Annotated in this window: 21 protein-coding genes; 4 read left to right on the forward strand and 17 right to left on the reverse strand. The window is 56.4% G+C overall.

Features of this window, described 5'->3' with window-relative positions:
- Positions 1-7 precede the first annotated feature (7 nt).
- From atpG to rpmH, 16 genes are all read right to left on the reverse strand, one after another.
- On the reverse strand, positions 8-868 hold the full coding sequence (gene atpG, locus KVG95_RS15065; RefSeq protein ID WP_052966018.1) for a F0F1 ATP synthase subunit gamma: 861 nt from the start codon (positions 866-868) through the stop codon (positions 8-10).
- Between the two features lie 50 nt (positions 869-918).
- Complete coding sequence (gene atpA, locus KVG95_RS15070) at positions 919-2,463, reverse strand: F0F1 ATP synthase subunit alpha (RefSeq protein WP_052966017.1); 1,545 nt, start codon at positions 2,461-2,463, stop codon at positions 919-921.
- A gap of 21 nt (positions 2,464-2,484) precedes the next feature.
- Entirely contained in the window at positions 2,485-3,021 is a 537-nt protein-coding gene (locus KVG95_RS15075) for a F0F1 ATP synthase subunit delta (RefSeq protein ID WP_027926211.1), read from the reverse strand.
- A gap of 12 nt (positions 3,022-3,033) precedes the next feature.
- Entirely contained in the window at positions 3,034-3,504 is a 471-nt protein-coding gene (locus KVG95_RS15080; protein WP_052966016.1) for a F0F1 ATP synthase subunit B, read from the reverse strand.
- A gap of 56 nt (positions 3,505-3,560) precedes the next feature.
- Complete coding sequence (gene atpE, locus KVG95_RS15085) at positions 3,561-3,818, reverse strand: F0F1 ATP synthase subunit C (RefSeq protein WP_002555987.1); 258 nt, start codon at positions 3,816-3,818, stop codon at positions 3,561-3,563.
- 133 nt (positions 3,819-3,951) lie between these two features.
- Positions 3,952-4,821, reverse strand: a complete 870-nt coding sequence (atpB, locus tag KVG95_RS15090; protein WP_052966015.1) for a F0F1 ATP synthase subunit A — start codon at positions 4,819-4,821, stop codon at positions 3,952-3,954.
- A 16-nt stretch (positions 4,822-4,837) separates the two neighbouring features.
- Positions 4,838-5,245 (reverse strand): F0F1 ATP synthase subunit I, encoded by a 408-nt coding sequence (locus KVG95_RS15095; protein WP_007903021.1) that lies wholly within the window; start codon positions 5,243-5,245, stop codon positions 4,838-4,840.
- A 148-nt stretch (positions 5,246-5,393) separates the two neighbouring features.
- Positions 5,394-6,266, reverse strand: coding sequence for a ParB/RepB/Spo0J family partition protein (locus KVG95_RS15100; protein ID WP_008007888.1), 873 nt, complete (start codon positions 6,264-6,266; stop codon positions 5,394-5,396).
- Positions 6,267-6,275: 9 nt separating this feature from the next.
- A complete protein-coding gene (locus KVG95_RS15105) occupies positions 6,276-7,073 on the reverse strand; it encodes a ParA family protein (RefSeq protein ID WP_007934331.1) in 798 nt (265 codons plus the stop codon).
- Between the two features lie 18 nt (positions 7,074-7,091).
- Positions 7,092-7,736 (reverse strand): 16S rRNA (guanine(527)-N(7))-methyltransferase RsmG, encoded by a 645-nt coding sequence (gene rsmG, locus KVG95_RS15110; RefSeq protein ID WP_038980416.1) that lies wholly within the window; start codon positions 7,734-7,736, stop codon positions 7,092-7,094.
- Positions 7,733-9,625 (reverse strand): tRNA uridine-5-carboxymethylaminomethyl(34) synthesis enzyme MnmG, encoded by a 1,893-nt coding sequence (gene mnmG, locus KVG95_RS15115; RefSeq protein ID WP_008007892.1) that lies wholly within the window; start codon positions 9,623-9,625, stop codon positions 7,733-7,735. Before mnmG ends, rsmG begins: the two co-directional genes overlap by 4 nt.
- 551 nt (positions 9,626-10,176) lie before the next feature.
- Positions 10,177-11,547 carry a tRNA uridine-5-carboxymethylaminomethyl(34) synthesis GTPase MnmE gene (gene mnmE / locus KVG95_RS15120; RefSeq protein WP_217856988.1) on the reverse strand — a complete coding sequence of 457 codons (1,371 nt, stop codon included), beginning with the start codon at positions 11,545-11,547 and terminating at the stop codon, positions 10,177-10,179.
- Between the two features lie 79 nt (positions 11,548-11,626).
- Positions 11,627-13,315: a membrane protein insertase YidC gene (yidC, locus tag KVG95_RS15125; RefSeq protein ID WP_052966012.1), complete on the reverse strand. Its 1,689-nt coding sequence runs from the start codon at positions 13,313-13,315 to the stop codon at positions 11,627-11,629.
- A gap of 2 nt (positions 13,316-13,317) precedes the next feature.
- Positions 13,318-13,563, reverse strand: coding sequence for a membrane protein insertion efficiency factor YidD (yidD, locus tag KVG95_RS15130; RefSeq protein WP_052966011.1), 246 nt, complete (start codon positions 13,561-13,563; stop codon positions 13,318-13,320).
- Positions 13,556-13,957: a ribonuclease P protein component gene (gene rnpA, locus KVG95_RS15135; protein WP_038983561.1), complete on the reverse strand. Its 402-nt coding sequence runs from the start codon at positions 13,955-13,957 to the stop codon at positions 13,556-13,558. The genes yidD and rnpA overlap by 8 nt, the downstream gene beginning before the upstream one ends.
- Positions 13,958-13,973: 16 nt before the next feature.
- Positions 13,974-14,108, reverse strand: a complete 135-nt coding sequence (gene rpmH, locus KVG95_RS15140) for a 50S ribosomal protein L34 (protein ID WP_003213577.1) — start codon at positions 14,106-14,108, stop codon at positions 13,974-13,976.
- Between the two features lie 567 nt (positions 14,109-14,675).
- Here rpmH and dnaA point away from each other — a divergent pair.
- Genes dnaA through gyrB form a run of 4 tightly spaced genes read left to right on the forward strand, consistent with a single transcriptional unit; the run spans position 14,676 to position 20,886 of the window.
- Positions 14,676-16,196 (forward strand): chromosomal replication initiator protein DnaA, encoded by a 1,521-nt coding sequence (gene dnaA, locus KVG95_RS15145; protein ID WP_217856989.1) that lies wholly within the window; start codon positions 14,676-14,678, stop codon positions 16,194-16,196.
- Between the two features lie 39 nt (positions 16,197-16,235).
- Entirely contained in the window at positions 16,236-17,339 is a 1,104-nt protein-coding gene (gene dnaN / locus KVG95_RS15150; RefSeq protein WP_007903001.1) for a DNA polymerase III subunit beta, read from the forward strand.
- A gap of 20 nt (positions 17,340-17,359) precedes the next feature.
- Positions 17,360-18,463, forward strand: a complete 1,104-nt coding sequence (recF, locus tag KVG95_RS15155; protein WP_008007898.1) for a DNA replication/repair protein RecF — start codon at positions 17,360-17,362, stop codon at positions 18,461-18,463.
- A 5-nt stretch (positions 18,464-18,468) separates the two neighbouring features.
- A complete protein-coding gene (gyrB, locus tag KVG95_RS15160) occupies positions 18,469-20,886 on the forward strand; it encodes a DNA topoisomerase (ATP-hydrolyzing) subunit B (protein WP_217856990.1) in 2,418 nt (805 codons plus the stop codon).
- Positions 20,887-20,958: 72 nt separating this feature from the next.
- On the opposite strand, the gene KVG95_RS15165 is transcribed toward gyrB, so the two are convergent.
- Entirely contained in the window at positions 20,959-21,678 is a 720-nt protein-coding gene (locus KVG95_RS15165; RefSeq protein WP_217856991.1) for a response regulator transcription factor, read from the reverse strand.
- Between the last annotated feature and the right edge of the window lie 377 nt (positions 21,679-22,055).

Raw genomic sequence — 22,055 nt, forward strand, 5'->3', positions numbered from 1 at the left:
TGAACCGTTAAACCGCGGCAGCGCCGCCGACGATTTCCGAGATCTCTTGGGTGATCGCAGCCTGACGCGCCTTGTTGTAGACCAGCTGCAAATCGCTGATCAAATCACCGGCGTTGTCGGTAGCGTTCTTCATCGCGATCATCCGCGCAGCTTGTTCAGCCGCGTTGTTCTCGACCACCGCCTGGTAGACCTGCGACTCCACGTAGCGGACCATCAAGCCGTCAAGCAGCTCTTTGGCGTCCGGTTCGTACAGATAATCCCAGTGGTGCTTGAGTTCTTGATCTGCGGTTGCCACCAGTGGAATCAACTGCTCCACGGTAGGCTGTTGCGTCATGGTGTTGATGAACTTGTTGGACACCACGGACAAGCGGTCAATACGGCCGTCCAGGTAGGCATCCAGCATCACCTTGACGCTGCCGATCAAATCATTGATCGACGGCTCTTCACCCAGGTGGCTGATAGCTGCAACGACGTTACCGCCGAAGTTGCGGAAGAAAGCCGCACCCTTGCTACCCACTACACACAGATCAATCTCGACGCCGTTTTCGCGGTTTACCGCCATGTCCTTGACCAGGGCCTTGAACAGGTTGGTGTTCAAGCCACCACACAGACCACGGTCACTGCTCACCACAACGTAACCGACGCGCTTTACTTCACGGTCGATCATGAATGGGTGGCGATATTCCGGGTTGGCGTTGGCCAGATGGCCAATAACCTGGCGGATGCGCTCCGCGTAAGGACGGCTAGCAGCCATGCGCATTTGTGCCTTGCGCATTTTGCTGACCGCCACTTTTTCCATGGCGCTGGTAATCTTTTGCGTGCTTTTGATGCTCGCAATCTTACTGCGAATCTCTTTTGCGCCTGCCATGTAACACCTATCAGGTTAGCAAGCGGGAGCCTTGCGGCTCCCGCTGCGGCTTACCAGGTTTGGGTGGCCTTGAACTTCTCGATACCGGCTTTCATGCCAGCGTCGATTTCGTCATTGAAGTCACCCTTCACGTTGATCTTCGCCATCAAATCGGCGTGATCGCGGTTGAAGAAAGCAATCAGCGCTTGTTCAAAGCTACCGATCTTGGCGATTTCGACGTCAGTCAGGAACCCACGCTCAGCGGCATACAGCGACAGCGCCATGTCAGCGATCGACATTGGTGCGTATTGCTTCTGCTTCATCAGCTCGGTAACGCGCTGACCATGCTCAAGTTGCTTACGGGTCGCTTCGTCCAGGTCAGAAGCGAACTGGGCGAATGCCGCCAGTTCACGGTACTGAGCCAGAGCGGTACGGATACCACCGGAGAGCTTCTTGATGATCTTGGTCTGAGCGGCACCACCCACACGGGATACCGAAACACCGGCGTTCACAGCAGGACGGATCCCGGAGTTGAACATGGCCGATTCCAGGAAGATCTGACCGTCGGTGATGGAAATCACGTTGGTCGGAACGAACGCGGAAACGTCGCCAGCCTGGGTTTCGATGATCGGCAGTGCGGTCAGGGAACCGGTTTTGCCGGTTACTGCGCCGTTGGTGAACTTCTCTACGTATTCTTCCGAAACGCGGGATGCGCGCTCCAGCAGACGGGAGTGGAGATAGAACACGTCGCCTGGGTAAGCTTCACGGCCTGGTGGACGGCGCAGCAGCAGGGAAATCTGGCGGTAAGCCACTGCTTGCTTGGACAGATCGTCATAAACGATCAGCGCGTCTTCACCGCGGTCGCGGAAGAATTCACCCATGGTGCAACCGGAGTACGGTGCCAGGAATTGCAGCGCAGGAGATTCCGAAGCACTGGCAGCCACGATGATCGTGTTGGCCAGAGCGCCGTTTTCTTCCAGCTTGCGAACCACGTTGGCGATGGTCGATTGCTTCTGACCGATCGCTACGTAGACGCAGAAAATACCGCTGTCTTTCTGGTTGATGATCGCGTCGATCGCCAGAGCGGTTTTACCGATCTGACGGTCACCGATGATCAGCTCACGCTGGCCACGGCCGACCGGGATCATGGCATCGACAGCCTTGTAGCCAGTCTGTACAGGCTGGTCTACCGACTTACGCCAGATCACGCCTGGAGCAACTTTCTCGACCGCGTCGGTCTGTGTGTTGCCCAGTGGACCTTTGCCGTCAACAGGGTTACCCAGTGCGTCGACTACGCGACCCAGCAGTTCCTTACCAACCGGAACTTCGAGGATGCGGCCAGTGCACTTGGCGCTCATGCCTTCAGCCAGAGACTGGTAAGCGCCCAATACAACGGCACCTACAGAGTCTTGCTCCAGGTTGAGAGCCATACCGAAGACGCCGCCCGGAAACTCGATCATCTCGCCGTACATTACGTCGGCCAGACCGTGAATCCGCACGATACCGTCAGATACGCTGACGACAGTGCCTTCGTTACGGGCTTGGGAGGTCACATCGAGCTTGTCGATGCGGCCCTTGATAATTTCACTTATTTCGGAAGGATTGAGTTGCTGCATTGCTCTGCTGCCCCTTCAAACTCAAGATTTCAATGCTTCGGCAAGATTCGCGAGTTTGCCGCGAATCGAGCCATCGATTACCAGGTCGCCGGCGCGAATGATGACACCACCAATCAGGGCGGCATCCTCCGCAACTTGCAGGCGCACTTCCCGGTTGAGTCGTGCACTGAGAACCTTGGCGAGTTTGTCTTGCTGTTCTTGGTTCAATGCAAAAGCACTGGTCACTTCAACGTCTACCGACTTCTCTTGTTCAGCCTTGTACAGGTCGAACAGAGCGGCGATCTCCGGCAACAGCGGGAGACGGTCGTTTTCGGCAACGACGTTAATGAAGTTCTGTGCCTTGGCATCAAACTTGTCGCCGCACACGTCAATAAACGTGGCGGCCTTGTTTGCGCTCGTCAGTCGCGGGGCCTTGAGCACGCGCTGCATGGTGTCGTCTTGCGACACTGCTGCAGCCAGGCCGAGCATGGCTGACCAAGAGGCCAGTTGCTGGTGGGCCTGGGCGTGCTCGAAGGCTGCCTTAGCGTAAGGTCGGGCCAACGTGGTCAATTCTGCCATGATCGCCCTCGCTTAAATTTCAGCAGCCAGTTTGTTTACCAGCTCCGCGTGCGCGTTTTGATCGATTGTGGCACCCAGGATCTTCTCGGCGCCGCCGACAGCCAGTGCACCCAGTTGGGCACGCAGCACGTCTTTGACACTGTTCAGTTCCTGCTCGATCTCGGCCTGAGCCTGAACCTTCACACGGTCAGCGTCGATACGGGCTTTTTCAACAGCCTCTTCAACGATCTGGTTACCGCGTTTCTTGGCTTGCTCAATGATTTCGGCTGCCTGAGCTTTCGCTTCGCGCAGTTGCTGACCCACTTTCTCATGGGCCAACTCCAGGTCGCGAGCTGCTCGGCTGGCAGCGTCCAGTCCATCCGCGATCTTCTTCTGACGTTCATGCAAAGCCGCGATGACCGGAGGCCATACGAACTTCATGCAAAAAAGTACAAAAATTAAGAACGCAACGGACTGGCCAATCAGGGTTGCATTAATGTTCACGCCAACACCTCGCTCGTTCGTTGCACAACACACTAATCACTCGACGATTCGAGTGATTAGCCAGCGAGTTGACCAACAAATGGGTTCGCGAAGGTGAAGAACAGAGCGATACCAACACCGATCATGGTTACGGCGTCGAGCAGACCGGCAACGATGAACATTTTAACTTGCAGCATTGGAACCATTTCTGGCTGACGCGCGGCGCCTTCCAGGAACTTGCCGCCCAACAGGCCGAAACCAATTGCGGTACCCAGTGCGCCCAGGCCGATCAACAGTGCAACAGCGATAGCGGTTAGACCAACTACAGTTTCCATCTTTCCTCCCGACTTTTACGTCGTATGGTTTAGGTTTTTTAGATTTTAAAGCGGTAAAACAAATCGTTTCATAGCCCTGTTCGGGCCCCCACCCGTGTTACCGGGTGGGACATCAGACTAGTCGAGACTGGTCTTAATGGTTCTCTTCGTGCGCCATCGACAGGTAAACGATGGTCAGCATCATGAAGATAAACGCCTGCAGGGTGATGATCAGGATGTGGAACACAGCCCACGCCCACTGCAGAACTACGCCCAGGCCGCTAAGCCAGAGCAGACCGCTGCCGAACATCACAGCAATCAGAATGAAGACCAGTTCGCCGGCATACATGTTGCCGAACAGACGCAGTGCCAACGAGATTGGCTTGGCAATCAGTGTCACGAACTCAAGCAGGAAGTTCACCGGAATCAGCAGGGCTTGAACGAAGATGTTCTTGCTGCCGAACGGGTGCAGGGTCAGTTCGCCGATGAAGCCGCCGATGCCCTTGACCTTGATGCTGTAGAAAATGATCAACGCGAATACCGACAGGGCCATGCCCAGGGTAGCGTTCGGGTCAGTAGTCGATACGGCGCGGAACGGAATGTGCGCGTCGCCGGAGATCAACATGGCCACTTGAGGAATCCAGTCAACCGGAATCAGGTCGACGGCGTTCATCAGGAAGACCCAGACGAAGATGGTCAGCGCCAGCGGTGCAATCACCGGGCTACGGCCATGGAAGCTGTCTTTCACGCTGCCATCGACGAATTCGACCAATACTTCAACGAAGTTCTGCAAAGCACCAGGCTGACCGGAAGTCGCCTTCTTTGCCGCCATGCGGAAAAGAAGAACGAAAATCAGACCCAACGCGACCGACCAGCCGAGAGTATCGACGTGGAAAGCCCAGAAGCCCATTTCTTTGGCTTCTGCTGCGGTGTGGGCAAAACCCCACCCGCCAGTTGGGTGCTGACCGAAGGTCAGGTTCTGCAAGTGGTGCTGGATATAGCCCGAAGCGGTTGTCTCTGCCATGGTTGCCTCAAACGCCCTAAGGTCTCGAAAGTCTTGTTCTCATTAGCAGGGGAGCGAACCAGCTAACCAGTTGGGTCAGCACGAAGACGCCGAATACTGCTAACGGCGCCAATGGCTTCACACCTGCAAACGTCAATGCAAACAGCACTGCCGTCAAAATCAGTTTGCCCGCCTCGCCGGCATAAAAAGACCGGACGATGGCTTGAGCTGCTCGAGCGCCGGAAAACCGAAATGCCCTGTGAGCGAAATAAATATTGGGAAGCAAGGCTATCAGGCCTCCGCAGAGTCCTGAGTACCCGGCAACGACTCCATGCCATTGCCAGAGCGCCAAAGCGGCAATCAGCAAAACGACAAATTGAGCCATTAACACCGGAAAAACTGCCAGGCGATGGAACGGCAAGCGGTCTGGCGTGCGGTTTTCCATCTCTTTTGCTCCCCAATGGTCGGCTGCCAGAATTCAATAACTTGGCATAATTTGTGCCGACAAAATGCGCGCAGAGTATAGGGGCGGTTCTGCCCCTATTCAACTGTCAGGTAGTGATTTCCGACTTCACGCTACATGAGGAATTGTTTCAGCGGATGTGTGCAAGCACACCTTGAAGCTCATCAAGAGAGTTGTAGCCGATCACCAGCTGCCCCTTACCCTTCTTTCCGTGGCGGATCTGCACCGCAGAGCCTAGGCGCTCGGCCAGGCGCTGCTCGAGTCGGGCGATATCCGGGTCCGGTTTTGCAGGCTCCACAGGTTCCGGTTTGCCACTCAACCACTGGCGAACCAGTGCTTCAGTCTGGCGCACAGTCAGCCCCCGTGCGACAACGTGTCGCGCCCCTTCAACTTGTTGATTTTCCGGCAAACCGAGCAACGCACGGGCATGACCCATTTCCAGGTCGCCGTGAGACAGCATGGTTTTGATGACTTCCGGCAGCGCAATCAGACGCAACAGGTTAGCCACGGTGACGCGGGACTTACCCACAGCCTCGGCCACTTGTTGCTGAGTCAGCTGGAATTCCTGCTGCAAACGCTGCAAGGCCACCGCTTCTTCGATCGGATTGAGGTCTTCGCGCTGGATGTTCTCGATCAGCGCCATGGCGATGGCGGTTTCATCCGGCACATCGCGAACCATCGCCGGGATGGTTTCCTGGCCAGCCTGCTGGCTCGCACGCCAGCGACGTTCGCCGGCGATGATTTCGAAGCGCCCGCTGCCGATCGGGCGAACCACGATCGGCTGCATCACGCCCTGGGCCTTGATCGACTGCGCCAGCTCCTCCAGCGCTTGAGGATCCATGTCCCGACGCGGCTGGTACTTGCCACGCTGGATCAGGTCCAGGGGCAGGTGCTGCAGCTCACGCTGATCGGCTTGTACCGCTTGCTCTTCCAGCGAGCTGACAGTCGGACCACTCAGCAGTGCATCCAGTCCACGTCCGAGACCTCGTTTCTTGACGGCCATGGGGATTCCTTAAGTTGCCTGAGCAGCGGCGGTGCGTGAGTTTTTGCGCTGACGGCGAACCATCTCGCCAGCCAATGCCAGATAGGCAATCGCGCCCCGCGATGATTTGTCGTACGCCAGCGCCGGCATGCCATAGCTTGGCGCTTCGGCCAGGCGGATGTTGCGTGGAATCACAGTGTCGTAGAGCTGATCGCCGAAGTGTTCCTTGAGCTGCGCCGATACGTCGTTCATCAGGCTCAGGCGCGGGTCGTACATGGTCCGCAACAGGCCTTCGACTTTCAGGTTCGGGTTCAGCAATTCAGCGATGCGCTTGATGTTATCCACAAGGTCGCTCAGCCCTTCGAGCGCGAAGTACTCGCACTGCATGGGGATAATCACCCCGTCGGCGGCAACCAGCGCGTTGAGCGTCAACATCGACAGCGACGGCGGGCAGTCGATCAAAATGTAATCGTAGTTTTCACGGATCGGCGCCAACGCGCTGCGCAGACGACTTTCCTTCATCTGCATTTCCAGCAGAACGACTTCGGCCGCGGTCAGGTCGCGGTTGGCCGGCAGCAATTGATAACCGCCGTGCTCGGAATAGTGCATGGCTTGGGCCAGATCGCATTCACCGATCAGCAGGTCGTAGACCGAGTTTTCCAGGCCGTGTTTATCCACACCGCTACCCATGGTGGCGTTGCCCTGTGGATCGAGATCGATCAACAGCACCCGACGCTTGGTAGCGACCAGGGAAGCTGCGAGGTTGATGCAGGTGGTGGTCTTGCCCACACCACCCTTTTGGTTCGCTATCGCGAATACCTTAGCCATTCTTGCTTGTGTTCCCAATCATGCCGTGCGGCGCAGTATCAGCAGATGGCGTTGGCCTTGGCAACCGGGTACGGCCAGGGCGTGTTCGCTATCGAGGTGGAAGTCTGCCGGCAATGCTACCAGCTCATCGGCGGGATGAACGCCCTTCATTGCCAGCCAACGTGTTTCGGCGTCGCCCAAATGGCGAGTCCAGTTGCTGAAGTTCTCCATGCTGCTGAACGCACGGGAAATGATCCCGTTGAATGGCAGCTCAGGCTGGAAGGCTTCGACGCGACTGTGGATAACTTGCAGGTTATCCAGTTTGAGTTCGAGTTTGACCTGGGTCAGGAAGCGGGTTTTCTTGCCGTTGCTGTCCAGGCAGGTCACTTGCGACTCGGGAAACAGGATCGCCAGCGGAATCCCTGGCATGCCGCCGCCACTGCCTACATCCAACCAACGGCCGTTTTCGATGAAGGACATAACACTCAGGCTGTCGAGCAAATGCCGTGAAACCATTTCGTCCGGATCACGCACTGCCGTGAGGTTGTAGGCCTTGTTCCATTTTATCAACAGGGCCAGATAACCCAGCAGCTGTGCATGCTGGGCTTCCGTCAGGTTGACACCGAGCTGGCGAGCACCTGTGGATAACTCTTCGGCGTGTTGCGAGGTGACCAACGAACTCAAGCGCTTTGCTCCAACTGACGGCCCGCGCCGCGTTTTTTCAAATGAATCATCAACAGCGAAATCGCTGCCGGGGTCACGCCCGGAATACGCGACGCCTGGCCCAGGGTCTCTGGACGGGTCGCGCCGAGCTTGCTCTGGATCTCTTTCGAGAGACCGGAGATGTTCGTGTAATCGATATCCACAGGCAGTTTGGTGTCTTCGCTGGCCCGCAGGCGTGCGATTTCATCTTGCTGACGATCGATGTAACCGGCGTATTTGGTCTTGATTTCGACCTGTTCGGCGACCTGTGGATCTTCTGCGCCCCCGCCGGTCACGGCGATCAGACCAGCGTAGTCGATTTCCGGACGGCTCAGCAGGTTGAGCAAATTGTATTCGTGGGTCAGCGGCGTACCGAATTTCTCGGAAATCGCATCGCCCTGCTCGGTGCCTGGGCGAACCCAAGTACTTTTCAGGCGTTGCTCTTCCAGGTCGATGCTCTCGCGTTTCTTGCAGAACGCTGCCCAACGCACGTCATCCACCAGACCCAATTCGCGACCTTTTTCGGTCAAGCGCAGGTCGGCGTTGTCTTCGCGCAGGATTAAACGGTATTCGGCGCGGGACGTGAACATCCGATACGGTTCCTGAGTACCCAGGGTAATCAGGTCGTCGACCAAAACGCCGATGTACGCCTCGTCGCGACGCGGGCACCAGGCATCTTTGCCCTGAGCACGCAGTGCGGCGTTGGCTCCGGCCAGCAAACCCTGGGCGCCGGCTTCTTCGTAACCGGTGGTGCCGTTGATTTGCCCGGCGAAGAACAAACCGCCGATCACTTTGGTTTCCAGGCTGTACTTCAGGTCACGCGGGTCGAAGTAGTCGTACTCGATGGCGTAGCCAGGCCGAACAATGTGCGCGTTTTCCATGCCGCGGATCGATTGCACGATCTGCAGCTGCACGTCGAACGGCAAGGATGTGGATATCCCGTTCGGGTACAGCTCGTGGGTGGTCAGACCTTCCGGCTCGATGAACACCTGGTGGCTTTCCTTGTCGGCAAAGCGGTGGATCTTGTCTTCGATCGATGGGCAATAACGCGGGCCGATACCTTCGATCACACCGGAATACATCGGCGAACGATCAAGGTTCGAAGCAATGATTTCGTGGGTACGGGCGTTGGTGTGGGTAATCCAGCAGCTGACCTGTTTCGGATGCTGCTCTTTGGAGCCCATGAACGACATCACCGGAATCGGCGTATCCCCTGCCTGCTCGGTCATCACCGAAAAATCCACAGTGCGACCGTCGATACGCGGCGGTGTACCGGTTTTCAGGCGACCGACACGCAATGGCAGTTCGCGCAGGCGATGAGCCAGCGCAATCGACGGCGGATCACCGGCGCGACCGCCGGAATAATTCTGCATGCCGATGTGGATAAGTCCACCGAGGAAGGTGCCAGTGGTCAACACCACGGAATCTGCGAAGAAACGCAGGCCCATTTGGGTGACAACACCGCGCACTTGTTCCTGCTCGACGATCAGGTCGTCAGCAGCCTGTTGAAATATCCACAGGTTCGGCTGGTTTTCCAAAGCTTCGCGGACAGCGGCCTTGTACAGAACCCGATCTGCCTGAGCGCGGGTTGCGCGCACGGCTGGGCCTTTGCGGCTGTTCAATACGCGAAACTGAATACCGCCTTTATCGGTAGCCATGGCCATCGCGCCGCCCAGGGCATCGATTTCTTTAACCAAATGGCTTTTGCCGATCCCGCCAATGGCTGGGTTGCAACTCATGGCACCGAGGGTTTCCACGTTATGCGTCAGCAATAGGGTTTTTGCCCCCATACGTGCTGACGCCAGTGCTGCCTCGGTACCGGCATGACCGCCGCCGATGACGATCACTTCAAAACGGGAAGGGAAATCCACCACGCACCTCGTGCCTGCTTCAGTCAGGTAATCCGGAAATAGTTTGAGCTCAGGTTTTTGGACCTGGTCGGCAAGTATAGGGACTTCGCCCTTCCTAAAGAACCCTTTGCACAAAATTTAACCAGCTGTGGAGAAGTCGAGGTTATAGAAATTAAAAAGAGAGAAATTTATTAAATCTTTGTTTTTATGTTTATTTCTACTGAGCCACCTTTCTGTGGATAGATTGATACAGCCCTTTATTTTCAATATGTACAGAGATTCAAAACCCTGTGGTCATGTACCAAGGAGGCCCTTGGATAACCGGTGTAAGCCTGTGGATGAAAGGGGTGGTTATCCACAGAGGTGGTTATCTTCAGTTTTGAGGCCTTGTTATCAACTGCCCTTAGCGGCACTTATTCACAGGGCTTAATCCACAGAAAAGCCGCCGAATGAGCAAATCCCGGGCAAGGGAAATCCGCTCAAGCGAAGAATCTGCTCGGCACTGGGGAAAAAAATCAGAAAAGGAGAGAACAGACAGGCCTGAATGGCCTGTCTGTGAACTGCAGAAGGGACTATTTACCGATACAGAAGCTGGAAAAGATCCTTCCCAGTAGATCATCGGAGCTGAATGCGCCGGTGATTTCGCCCAAAGACTGCTGCGCCTGCCGCAAATCTTCGGCCAATAGTTCACCAGCACCCGCTAACGTCAGCTGCGCACGGCCATGCTCAAGGGACGCACTCGCATGACGCAATGCTTCCAGGTGACGCCTGCGAGCACTGAAGCTGCTTTCGGAGGTCTGCTCGTAACCCATGCAGGCCTTGAGATGTTCGCGCAACAGTTCCAGTCCCATGTCGGCGGATTTGGCACTGAGGCTGATTGTGACATGGCCATCGTCACTGACCTCCAGGGCAATCGCTTCGCCCGTCAGGTCAGCTTTGTTACGGATCAGCGTAACTTTTGCCGGATCAGGGCGGATTTCGAGGAATTCAGGCCACAAGGCAAATGGATCAAGGGCCTCGGGAGCCGTGGCATCAACCACCAGCAGTACCCGATCAGCCTCGCCGATGGCTTTCAATGCCCGTTCGACGCCAATTTTTTCCACCTGATCATCGGTATCCCGCAAGCCGGCAGTATCGACCACGTGTAACGGCATGCCATCGATGTGGATATGTTCGCGAAGAATGTCTCGGGTAGTGCCGGCAATCTCGGTCACGATCGCAGCTTCACGTCCAGCCAAGGCATTCAGAAGGCTGGACTTGCCGGCATTCGGCCGGCCGGCGATGACCACGGTCATGCCGTCGCGTAGCAAGGCTCCTTGCCCGGCTTCACGCATCACTGTGGATAATTCGTCGCGCACTTTGTCGAGCATGCTCAGGACGTGGCCGTCGGCGAGGAAGTCGATTTCTTCTTCGGGAAAGTCGATGGCTGCCTCGACGTAAATGCGCAGGTCTATCAGTTGCTCGGTGAGGTTATGCACACGCTGGGAAAACGCACCCTGCAACGAACGCAGGGCATTTCGTGCCGCCTGTGCAGAACTTGCCTCGATCAAGTCGGCAATGGCTTCGGCCTGAGCAAGATCGAGTTTGTCGTTGAGGAAGGCGCGCTCGCTGAATTCACCCGGCCGGGCCAGACGACAGCCCAGTTCAAGGCAACGCTTGAGCAGCATATCCAGAACGATCGGCCCGCCGTGGCCCTGCAGCTCAAGCACATCTTCGCCGGTGAACGAGTTCGGTCCCGGGAAATATAGGGCGATGCCCTCGTCCAGCACCTCTTCGTTTGCACTGAGGAACGGGCCGTAATGGGCAAACCGCGGTTTCAGTTCGCGACCGCTGATGGCTTTGGCCGCCAGACTCGCCAGCGGCCCGGAAATACGGACAATGCCCACACCGCCGCGACCTTGAGCGGTGGCGACGGCAGCGATGGTTTCACGAGGAACGCTCATAAACCGGTATCCAGACAAAAGTGACAGATAGCAAAACGCCCCACTAGGGGGCGTTTTGAGTGGTTATCCACAGAGTAAGTTACGCCTCGGCTTTTTTGGTAGCCGCTTCGATCTTACGCGTGATGTACCACTGTTGGGCGATGGACAACACGTTGTTCACAACCCAGTACAGAACCAGACCTGCAGGGAACCACAAGAAGAAGAAGGTGAAGATGATTGGCATCATTTTCATGACCTTCGCCTGCATCGGATCCGGAGGAGTCGGGTTCAACTGCTGCTGGATGAACATGGTTACGCCCATGATGATCGGCAGAATGAAGAACGGATCCTTGATCGACAGGTCAGTAATCCACAGCATGAACGGCGCCTGGCGCATTTCCACGCTTTCCAGCAGAACCCAATACAGCGAAAGGAAAACCGGCATCTGCACCAGGATTGGCAAGCAGCCACCCAGTGGATTGATCTTCTCTTTCTTGTACAACTCCATCATGGCTTGCGACATTTTCTGCCGGTCGTCGCCATGTTGCTCTTTCAGCGCGGCCAGTTTCGGTGCCACTGCACGCATGCGCGCCATGGATTTGTAGCTGGCAGCCGACAGCGGGAAGAAAATCCCCTTGATCAGCATGGTCAGGAAGATGATCGACCAGCCCCAGTTACCGACCAGCGCGTGGATATGTTGCAGCAACCAGAAGATTGGCTGGGCGATGAACCACAGAATGCCGTAGTCGACGGTCAATTCCAGTCCTGGGGACAACTCTTTCAGCACAGCCTGGCTTTTCGGGCCTGCGTACAGAACGGCGCTTGTTTCAGCTTTCGCACCTGGCGCAACAGTCATTGCCGGGGCGGTGTAGCCGATGATGTAGTTGCCTTTGCTGTCTTTACGGGTCTGGACGGTGTTGTTTTCGCCCTTGACCGGAATCCACGCAGTCACGAAGTAGTGTTGCAACCAGGCAACCCAACCACCGGTGACGGTTTCTTTCAGCTGAGCCTTGTCCATGTCGCTCATCGACACTTTCTTGTACGGCTCGTTACTTGTCCACAGGGCGGCGCCGAGGTAAGTCGCGGTACCGGTGGCGGTGCTGGAAGAAGGATCGGAGCTGGCATCACGCTTCAGTTGCGCGAACATTGCACCGGACCAGGGCTGAGCGCTCTGGTTGTCGATCAGGTAGGAAACGGTTACGTCATACAGGCCACGTTTCAGTGTGAAACGCTTGATGTAGTTGACGCCGTCCTTGCTGAACTTCAGGTCCGCGACCAATTGGTCTTGACCGTCGGCCAGTTGATAAATCTTCTTCTCGGAGGAGTAAACCGGACGACCGGCAGGACTTGCGTCCGGACCGTTGGTGCCGATCAGGCCGCTCTGAGCCAGATAAGTCCGCTCGTTGCCGTTATCGAACAGCTGGAATGGAATTTCCGGATGGTCCTGGCGACGCGGATATAGCGGCAACGTCAACTGGGCAACATCGCCACCTTGTGGATCGATGGCCAGGTTGAGCACATCCGTTTTGATCTGGATGAGGTCTTTGCTTGCAGCTACTGGTGTTTCAGCAGGTGCAGTTGCACTGGTATCGCTTGCGGCGCGTGGAATGTCGTCACTGACAGAAGCATTATTGCCAGTCGCCGTATCCGGTAGGCCCGGTGCGGTAGTACTGGAAGCAACATTCTGAGTCGGCAGGGCAGCCTGGCCATAGTCCTGGTTCCATTTAAGGACCATAACGTAGGACACGATTGCCAGGGCGACGATCAGGATCGTGCGTTTGATATCCATGATTACTCGGCCATCGAAGAAGAACGGGAGGTAGGGATAGATGGAACCGGGTCATAACCACCGGGATTCCACGGATGACAGCGACCTAAACGACGAAAGGTCAGCCAGCCACCGCGCAGAAGGCCATGATTTTCTATGGCTTCATACGCGTAGCAGGAACAACTGGGGTAGAAACGACAGTGACTGGCCATCAGGGGACTGATGGCATAGCGATAAAACTGGATCGGAACGAGTGCCAGTTTACGCATCGGGACTGTCTACCCCTACAGTTTCGGTTTTGACTGCTGGTACCGGCTTGCTGCGTGCCAGACGTTTCCAGAGTTTGTCGAAATGCTGAATCAATTCGGGGCTTTCTACGTCACCCAAACCTTTGCGCGCGACGATAACAATGTCCCAACCGACCAGTAAATCCTGGTTCAGGCGAAACGATTCGCGCATCAGACGTTTGAGGCGATTGCGCTCGACGGAGAGCTTTACGCTCTTTTTCCCGATAACCAGCCCGAGACGGGGGTGATCAAGATCGTTATTGCGCGCAAGGAGCAGGAGATTTTTCCCCGGAACCTTGCCGGTAGGGGAGTCAAAGACTGCCTTGAAATGCCGGGGAGTAAGCAGACGCTTTTCCCGACTGAAGTCCTGACTCACCTCCAGTGCCGGATTATCAAACTGCCAGACGCGCACGACCTTTGGCGCGACGACGCGACAGGACGGCACGACCGTTTTTGGTAGCCATGCGAGCACGGAAACCGTGGGTACGAGCGCGTTTGATAGTGCTTGGTTGGAAAGTACGTTTCATTGTCGTGTTACCTGGTTCGTCCACAACGGGCCGGAATGGCCCCCGTTTTAAGAGACCGGGGATTCTAGAGAAAGCAAGCCTCTAGGTCAATTTCCAACCAGCGTTTCCTTATAAATAGATCTCCAGACGATTTGCTCGCCGAAGGTCGTTAGCTAGATATAAAAATAAAGAAGGGAATTATTTAAAGCTTTTCTGTAAAGCTTATAAAAGCTAGGGCCACGTTCATCTGTGGATAACTACCTTTAGCCCTTCTAAACCGTGATGTACAGAGAATGACAACTACGGTGGAAAACGGTGGTCAGCCTGTGCTGCGCTGTCGGATAAGCTGTGTGTGGAAAGGCTAGTTATCCACAGGCAGGTTATCCACCGAGTTTCGCCCCCACTTGTCCAGTGCCCTCATGGGCGGTTATCCACAGAGCTTATGCACATACCGTTGGTCTTCTTTTCAAGGGTTAACGCATTGATAAATCATGCCCTGTGCGCAACCTGCATGTGGATAAGTGGACGTCTGGTCGCTACAATGACCGCTTGTTTTTGCCTCACCGGCTTTCAACTTAGGGGATATCCGTGTCAGTGGAACTTTGGCAGCAGTGCGTAGAGCTTTTGCGCGATGAGCTGCCTGCCCAACAATTCAACACTTGGATCCGTCCACTACAGGTCGAAGCCGAAGGCGACGAGTTGCGTGTCTACGCACCGAATCGTTTTGTTCTCGACTGGGTCAACGAAAAGTACCTGGGCCGCGTCCTTGAACTGCTGGATGAGCATGGCAATGGGCTGGCGCCTGCGCTTTCCTTATTAATAGGCAGCAAACGCAGTTCGGCGCCGCGTGCGGCACCCAATGCCCCGTTGGCCGCTGCGGCGTCCCAGGCTCAGGCTGCTCAAGCGCCTGTCAGCGTTCCGGCGCCAGCCCCGGTAGCTGCCTCGACCAAACGTGCGACCCAAAAAATAGCTGAGATCAGTGAAGAGCCGTCCCGCGACAGCTTCGATCCAATGGCCGGCGCCAGTTCGCAACAGGCCCCGGTTCGCGCCGAACAGCGTACGGTGCAGGTCGAAGGCGCGCTCAAGCACACCAGCTACCTGAACCGCACCTTTACCTTCGAAAACTTCGTAGAAGGCAAGTCCAACCAACTGGCCCGGGCTGCGGCCTGGCAGGTGGCGGACAACCCCAAGCATGGCTACAACCCGCTCTTCCTTTATGGCGGTGTCGGCTTGGGTAAAACCCACTTGATGCACGCTGTGGGTAACCACCTATTAAAGAAGAATCCGAATGCCAAGGTTGTGTACCTGCATTCCGAGCGTTTCGTTGCGGACATGGTCAAGGCCTTGCAGCTGAATGCGATCAACGAGTTCAAGCGTTTCTACCGCTCGGTGGATGCGTTGCTGATCGATGACATTCAGTTCTTCGCCCGCAAGGAACGCTCTCAGGAAGAGTTTTTCCACACCTTCAACGCCCTGCTTGAAGGTGGCCAGCAGGTCATTCTTACCAGTGACCGCTATCCGAAAGAAATCGAAGGCCTTGAAGAACGCCTGAAGTCACGTTTCGGCTGGGGCCTGACGGTTGCCGTCGAGCCGCCGGAGCTGGAAACCCGCGTGGCGATCCTGATGAAAAAGGCCGACCAGGCCAAAGTCGATCTGCCACACGACGCAGCGTTCTTCATTGCCCAGCGTATTCGCTCCAACGTCCGTGAGCTGGAAGGCGCGCTCAAACGCGTGATCGCCCACTCGCACTTCATGGGCCGCGATATCACCATCGAGCTGATTCGCGAATCCCTGAAAGACTTGTTGGCGCTGCAAGACAAACTGGTGTCTGTGGATAACATTCAGCGCACCGTCGCCGAGTATTACAAGATCAAGATCTCCGACTTGCTGTCCAAGCGTCGTTCACGCTCGGTAGCACGTCCGCGTCAGGTCGCCATGGCGTTGTCCAAAGAACTGACCAACCACAGCCTGCCGGAAATCGGCGATGTGTTTGGCGGCCGCGACCACACGACTGTTTTGCACGCCTGCCGCAAGATCAACGAGCTTAAGGAATCCGACGCGGACATCCGCGAGGACTATAAGAACCTGCTGCGTACACTGACTACTTGATGAACACCAGCGCAGCTTATTAAGGCAAGGGACTAGACCATGCATTTCACCATTCAACGCGAAGCCCTGTTGAAACCCCTGCAACTGGTCGCAGGCGTCGTCGAGCGCCGACAGACCTTGCCGGTGCTCTCCAACGTGCTGCTGGTTGTCGAAGGCCAGCAATTGTCGCTGACCGGTACCGACCTGGAAGTCGAGCTGGTCGGTCGTGTGCAACTCGAAGAACCTGCGGACCCGGGCTCCATCACTGTGCCTGCGCGCAAGCTGATGGACATCTGCAAGAGCTTGCCGAACGATGCGCTGATCGACATCAAGGTCGATGAGCAGAAACTCGTGGTGAAGGCCGGCCGTAGCCGCTTCACCCTGTCGACCCTGCCGGCTAATGACTTCCCGACAGTGGAAGAAGGCCCTGGCTCGCTGACCTGCAGCCTTGAGCAAAGCAAACTGCGTCGTTTGATCGAGCGCACCAGCTTCGCTATGGCGCAGCAGGACGTACGCTACTACCTCAATGGCATGCTGCTGGAAGTCTCGGCCGGGATCATCCGCGCCGTGGCGACTGACGGTCACCGTCTGGCCATGTGTTCGATGCAGGCCGATATCGGTCAGCCGGATCGTCATCAGGTGATCGTACCGCGCAAAGGTATTCTGGAACTGGCGCGTCTGCTGACTGAACCGGACGGCAACGTCAGCATCGTGCTGGGCCAGCACCACATTCGCGCCACCACCGGCGAGTTCACTTTCACCTCAAAACTGGTCGACGGCAAATTCCCTGACTACGAGCGTGTTCTGCCTAAAGGCGGCGACAAGCTAGTACTCGGCGATCGCCAGGCGTTGCGTGAAGCGTTCAGCCGTACCGCGATTCTGTCCAACGAGAAATACCGTGGCATCCGTCTGCAACTGGCCAATGGTCAGCTGAAGATTCAGGCGAATAATCCGGAGCAGGAAGAAGCGGAAGAAGAAGTGGGCGTTGAGTACAACGGCGGCTCTCTGGAAATCGGCTTCAACGTGAGCTATCTGCTCGACGTACTGGGCGTGATGACCACCGAGCAGGTTCGCTTGATCCTGTCCGACTCCAACAGCAGTGCGCTGGTGCAAGAGTCCGACAACGACGACTCGGCCTACGTTGTCATGCCGATGCGTCTGTAATCATGTTCAGCAGAACCTAGATGTCCTTAAGTCGCGTCTCGGTCACCGCGGTGCGCAATCTGCACCCGGTGACCTTCTCCCCCTCCCCCCGCATAAACATTCTTTACGGCGCCAACGGCAGCGGCAAAACCAGTGTTCTGGAAGCCATTCATCTGCTGGGGCTTGCCCGTTCGTTTCGTAGCAGCCGTCTGTTACCCGTCATTCAATACGAGCAATTGGCGTGTACGGTTTTTGGCCAGGTCGAACTGGCCGAAGGTGGACACAGCGCGTTGGGGATATCTCGCGACCGCCAAGGTGAGTTCCAGATCCGCATCGACGGGCAGAACGCCCGAAGTGCTGCGCAACTTGCAGAGATCCTGCCGTTGCAGTTGATCAACCCGGACAGCTTCCGCCTGCTGGAAGGTGCGCCGAAGATTCGCCGACAGTTTCTCGACTGGGGTGTGTTCCACGTGGAACCCCGATTCATGTCCACGTGGCAGCGCTTGCAGAAGGCCTTGCGCCAGAGAAACTCTTGGCTGCGACATGGTACACTTGACGCCGTTTCGCAAGCGGTTTGGGACAGGGAACTGTGCCAGGCCAGCGCTGAAATAGATGAATACCGCCGCGCTTACATCAAAGCCTTGAAACCAGTCTTTGAACAGACCTTGAGCGAACTGGTTGAGCTTGAGGGCTTAACGCTCAGCTATTACCGAGGTTGGGACAAAGACCGTGAGTTGAGTGCAGTGCTCGCCGGGTCCCTTCAGCGGGATCAGCAAATGGGTCATACCCAAGCCGGACCACAACGCGCTGATTTGCGTCTTAGATTGGGCGCACACAATGCCGCGGACATCTTGTCTCGTGGCCAGCAGAAGTTGGTGGTCTGTGCATTGCGGATCGCCCAAGGGCACTTGGTTAGCCAAGCGCGTCGCGGCCAGTGTATTTATCTGGTGGATGACCTGCCGTCCGAACTGGACGAGCACCACCGTCGCGCGCTTTGCCGCTTGCTGGAAGACTTACGCTGCCAGGTCTTTATCACCTGTGTAGATCACGAATTATTGAGGGAAGGCTGGCAGACGGAAACGCCAGTCGCTCTGTTCCACGTGGAACAGGGCCGTATCACCCAGACCCACGACCATCGGGAGTGAAGGCATTGAGCGAAGAAAATACGTACGACTCAACGAGCATTAAAGTGCTGAAAGGCCTGGATGCCGTACGCAAACGTCCCGGTATGTACATTGGTGACACTGACGATGGCAGTGGTCTGCACCACATGGTGTTCGAGGTGGTCGATAACTCGATCGACGAAGCTTTGGCCGGCCATTGCGACGACATCAGCATTATCATCCACCCGGACGAATCCATCACCGTTCGCGACAACGGTCGTGGCATCCCGGTAGACGTGCACAAAGAAGAAGGCGTCTCGGCGGCCGAGGTCATCATGACCGTGCTGCACGCCGGCGGTAAGTTCGACGACAACTCCTACAAAGTATCCGGCGGTCTGCACGGTGTAGGCGTTTCGGTTGTGAACGCGCTGTCCAAAGAACTGGTCCTGACCGTTCGCCGCAGCGGCAAGATCTGGGAACAAACTTACGTCCACGGTGTTCCGCAAGAGCCGATGAAGATCGTTGGCGAGAGCGAAACCACCGGCACGCAGATTCATTTCAAGCCATCGGCTGAGACCTTCAAGAACATCCACTTCAGCTGGGACATCCTGGCCAAGCGGATTCGTGAACTATCCTTCCTCAACTCCGGTGTCGGCATCGTCCTCAAGGATGAGCGCAGCGGCAAGGAAGAGTTGTTCAAGTACGAAGGTGGTCTGCGTGCGTTCGTTGAATACCTGAACACCAACAAGACTGCGGTCAACCAGGTGTTCCACTTCAACATCCAGCGTGAAGACGGCATCGGCGTTGAAATCGCCCTGCAATGGAACGACAGCTTCAACGAGAACCTGTTGTGCTTCACCAACAACATTCCTCAGCGCGATGGCGGTACTCACCTGGTGGGTTTCCGTTCCGCATTGACGCGTAACCTGAACACCTACATCGAAGCTGAAGGTCTGGCGAAGAAGCACAAAGTTGCCACCACCGGTGACGATGCCCGCGAAGGCCTGACAGCGATCATTTCGGTGAAGGTTCCGGATCCGAAGTTCAGCTCCCAGACCAAAGACAAGCTGGTGTCTTCCGAAGTGAAGACCGCGGTTGAACAGGAAATGGGCAAGTACTTCTCTGACTTCCTGCTAGAGAACCCGAACGAAGCCAAACTGGTCGTCGGCAAGATGATTGACGCGGCGCGTGCGCGTGAAGCGGCACGTAAGGCTCGTGAGATGACCCGCCGTAAAGGCGCGCTGGACATCGCCGGCCTGCCGGGCAAACTGGCTGACTGCCAGGAAAAAGACCCTGCCCTCTCCGAACTGTACCTCGTGGAAGGTGACTCTGCTGGCGGCTCCGCCAAGCAGGGACGCAACCGTCGCACCCAGGCCATCCTGCCGCTCAAGGGCAAGATCCTGAACGTCGAGAAAGCACGTTTCGACAAGATGATCTCTTCGCAAGAAGTGGGCACTTTGATCACCGCGCTGGGCTGCGGCATTGGCCGCGACGAGTACAACATCGACAAGCTGCGTTATCACAACATCATCATCATGACCGATGCTGACGTCGACGGTTCGCACATCCGTACCCTGTTGCTGACCTTTTTCTTCCGTCAGTTGCCGGAGTTGATTGAGCGCGGTTACATCTACATCGCTCAGCCGCCGCTGTACAAGGTCAAGAAAGGCAAGCAAGAGCAATACATCAAAGACGACGACGCCATGGAAGAGTACATGACGCAGTCGGCCCTGGAGGATGCGAGCCTGCACCTGAACGAGGAAGCCCCGGGTATTTCCGGCGAAGCCCTCGAGCGTCTGGTGAATGATTTCCGTCTGGTGATGAAGACCCTCAAGCGCCTGTCGCGCCTGTACCCGCAGGAACTGACCGAGCACTTCATCTACCTGCCAGCGGTGAGCATGGAGCAACTGTCCGATCACGCAGCGATGCAGGATTGGATGGCTCAGTTCGAAGTTCGCTTGCGTACCGTCGAGAAATCCGGCCTGGTTTACAAAGCCAGCCTGCGTGAAGACCGTGAACGTAACGTCTGGCTGCCAGAGGTCGAGCTGATCTCTCACGGCCTGTCGAACTACATCACCTTTAACCGTGATTTCTTCGGCAGTAACGATTACAAGACTGTTGTGTCGTTGGGCGCTCAATTGAGCACCTTGCTGGACGACGGCGCGTACATCCAGCGCGGCGAGCGCAAGAAGCCGGTCACCGAATTCAAGGAAGCACTTGAATGGCTGATGGCTGAAAGCACCAAGCGTCACACCATCCAGCGATACAAGGGGCTGGGCGAAATGAACCCGGATCAGCTGTGGGAAACCACCATGGACCCAAGCCAGCGTCGGATGCTCAAAGTGACCATCGAAGACGCCATTGGCGCAGACCAGATCTTCAACACCCTGATGGGTGATGCGGTCGAACCTCGTCGTGACTTCATCGAAAGCAACGCCTTGGCGGTTTCCAACCTGGACTTCTGATCCGGCAGGACCGCTAAAACGAAAAAGGCCAACGCTTAGCGTTGGCCTTTTTTATTGATCGTCAAAACGTCGTCATTCGCTAGCAGTGGCCACGCTCTCGAGCCGATACCCATACCCGTAAATCGTCAGCAGTTGCCAACCGCGATCGGCCGTCAGGCCCAGCTTGTTGCGCAGGCGATAAATATGAGTGTCCAGCGGGCGGGAGGAGACTACTTCTTCATGGGTCCAAAAGCGTTCATACAAGTATTCACGGGACAAAGGTCGGCCCAGATTGGCGAACAGGCAACGGGCGAGACGGTATTCCCGTTCGGTCAGGCTGATGGGGGTGGCGGCGCGGGTGACGGTGAGTTCGGCGTCGTCGAATTCGAGGTCATTGAAGGTCAGTATTTCGGTGGCTGCCGCGCGTTGCAGCCCATGCCGACGAAGCACTGCGCTGACCCGAGCCATCAGCTCGTTGGGACGAAACGGTTTGCTCACGTAATCGTCGGCCCCCGCGTTCAATGCCTGGACGATATCGCTTTCGGTATCGCGACTGGTGAGCATGATCGCGGCCGGTGGCACGTCCATGTGTTCACGGGTCCAGCGCAACAATGCCAGGCCGCTGATATCGGGCAGTTGCCAATCGAGGATCAGCAGATCGAAGGTCTCCCGCCGGAGTTGCCGTAGCAGGTCCTCTCCCCGCTCGAAGCAATGCAGCGTCCACGCCTGTTCTCCCGTGACGTGGATCTGTCGCAGTGTCTGTTCCACCCGGCGGAGTTCGGCGGGCTCGTCATCCAGTATTGCGACACGCATGCCGAGTGTTTCCTTCATCTCGTAAGTGCAAAGTGAAAATTCCTGCGGAAGTTTAGGCTGATTGATTGAATCTGAACAATTGTGGCGAATTGCTGCGATGTTCCCAAGTATGGCTACGCTGATGGCACTTCGCCGATAGGCTATTTTAGCCTTCGACCAATTCTGAACAAATATTGAGAATCGGCTCGCAAGGTCACTTATGCCGGTAGATTCGTTGTCGCTGAGCGGCACAGGGGCATTGGGATGTGCTCCGACGCAGGGAGCGTCAAGCCAACCTGGCAAGACCGTCGATTGCCGGTTTTCGGCGGTCTCCAGTTCAGGGGAAACACACGGAGTGCCTGCTCGGCTCCGACACAGGGATGTGTCATCTCATGTCC

Origin of the sequence: Pseudomonas farris, assembly GCF_019145235.1 — a bacterium.
GTDB lineage: Bacteria > Pseudomonadota > Gammaproteobacteria > Pseudomonadales > Pseudomonadaceae > Aquipseudomonas > Aquipseudomonas farris.

Coding starts and splice junctions, on each gene's coding strand:
- atpG (WP_052966018.1), bottom strand. CDS start 868: ATGGCAGGCGCAAAAGAGATTCGCAGTAAGATTGCGAGCATCAAAAGC.
- atpA (WP_052966017.1), bottom strand. CDS start 2,463: ATGCAGCAACTCAATCCTTCCGAAATAAGTGAAATTATCAAGGGCCGC.
- KVG95_RS15075 (WP_027926211.1), bottom strand. CDS start 3,021: ATGGCAGAATTGACCACGTTGGCCCGACCTTACGCTAAGGCAGCCTTC.
- atpE (WP_002555987.1), bottom strand. CDS start 3,818: ATGGAAACTGTAGTTGGTCTAACCGCTATCGCTGTTGCACTGTTGATC.
- atpB (WP_052966015.1), bottom strand. CDS start 4,821: ATGGCAGAGACAACCGCTTCGGGCTATATCCAGCACCACTTGCAGAAC.
- KVG95_RS15095 (WP_007903021.1), bottom strand. CDS start 5,245: ATGGAAAACCGCACGCCAGACCGCTTGCCGTTCCATCGCCTGGCAGTT.
- KVG95_RS15100 (WP_008007888.1), bottom strand. CDS start 6,266: ATGGCCGTCAAGAAACGAGGTCTCGGACGTGGACTGGATGCACTGCTG.
- KVG95_RS15105 (WP_007934331.1), bottom strand. CDS start 7,073: ATGGCTAAGGTATTCGCGATAGCGAACCAAAAGGGTGGTGTGGGCAAG.
- mnmE (WP_217856988.1), bottom strand. CDS start 11,547: ATGAGCGTTCCTCGTGAAACCATCGCTGCCGTCGCCACCGCTCAAGGT.
- yidC (WP_052966012.1), bottom strand. CDS start 13,315: ATGGATATCAAACGCACGATCCTGATCGTCGCCCTGGCAATCGTGTCC.
- yidD (WP_052966011.1), bottom strand. CDS start 13,563: ATGCGTAAACTGGCACTCGTTCCGATCCAGTTTTATCGCTATGCCATC.
- rpmH (WP_003213577.1), bottom strand. CDS start 14,108: ATGAAACGTACTTTCCAACCAAGCACTATCAAACGCGCTCGTACCCAC.
- dnaN (WP_007903001.1), top strand. CDS start 16,236: ATGCATTTCACCATTCAACGCGAAGCCCTGTTGAAACCCCTGCAACTG.
- recF (WP_008007898.1), top strand. CDS start 17,360: ATGTCCTTAAGTCGCGTCTCGGTCACCGCGGTGCGCAATCTGCACCCG.
- KVG95_RS15165 (WP_217856991.1), bottom strand. CDS start 21,678: ATGCGTGTCGCAATACTGGATGACGAGCCCGCCGAACTCCGCCGGGTG.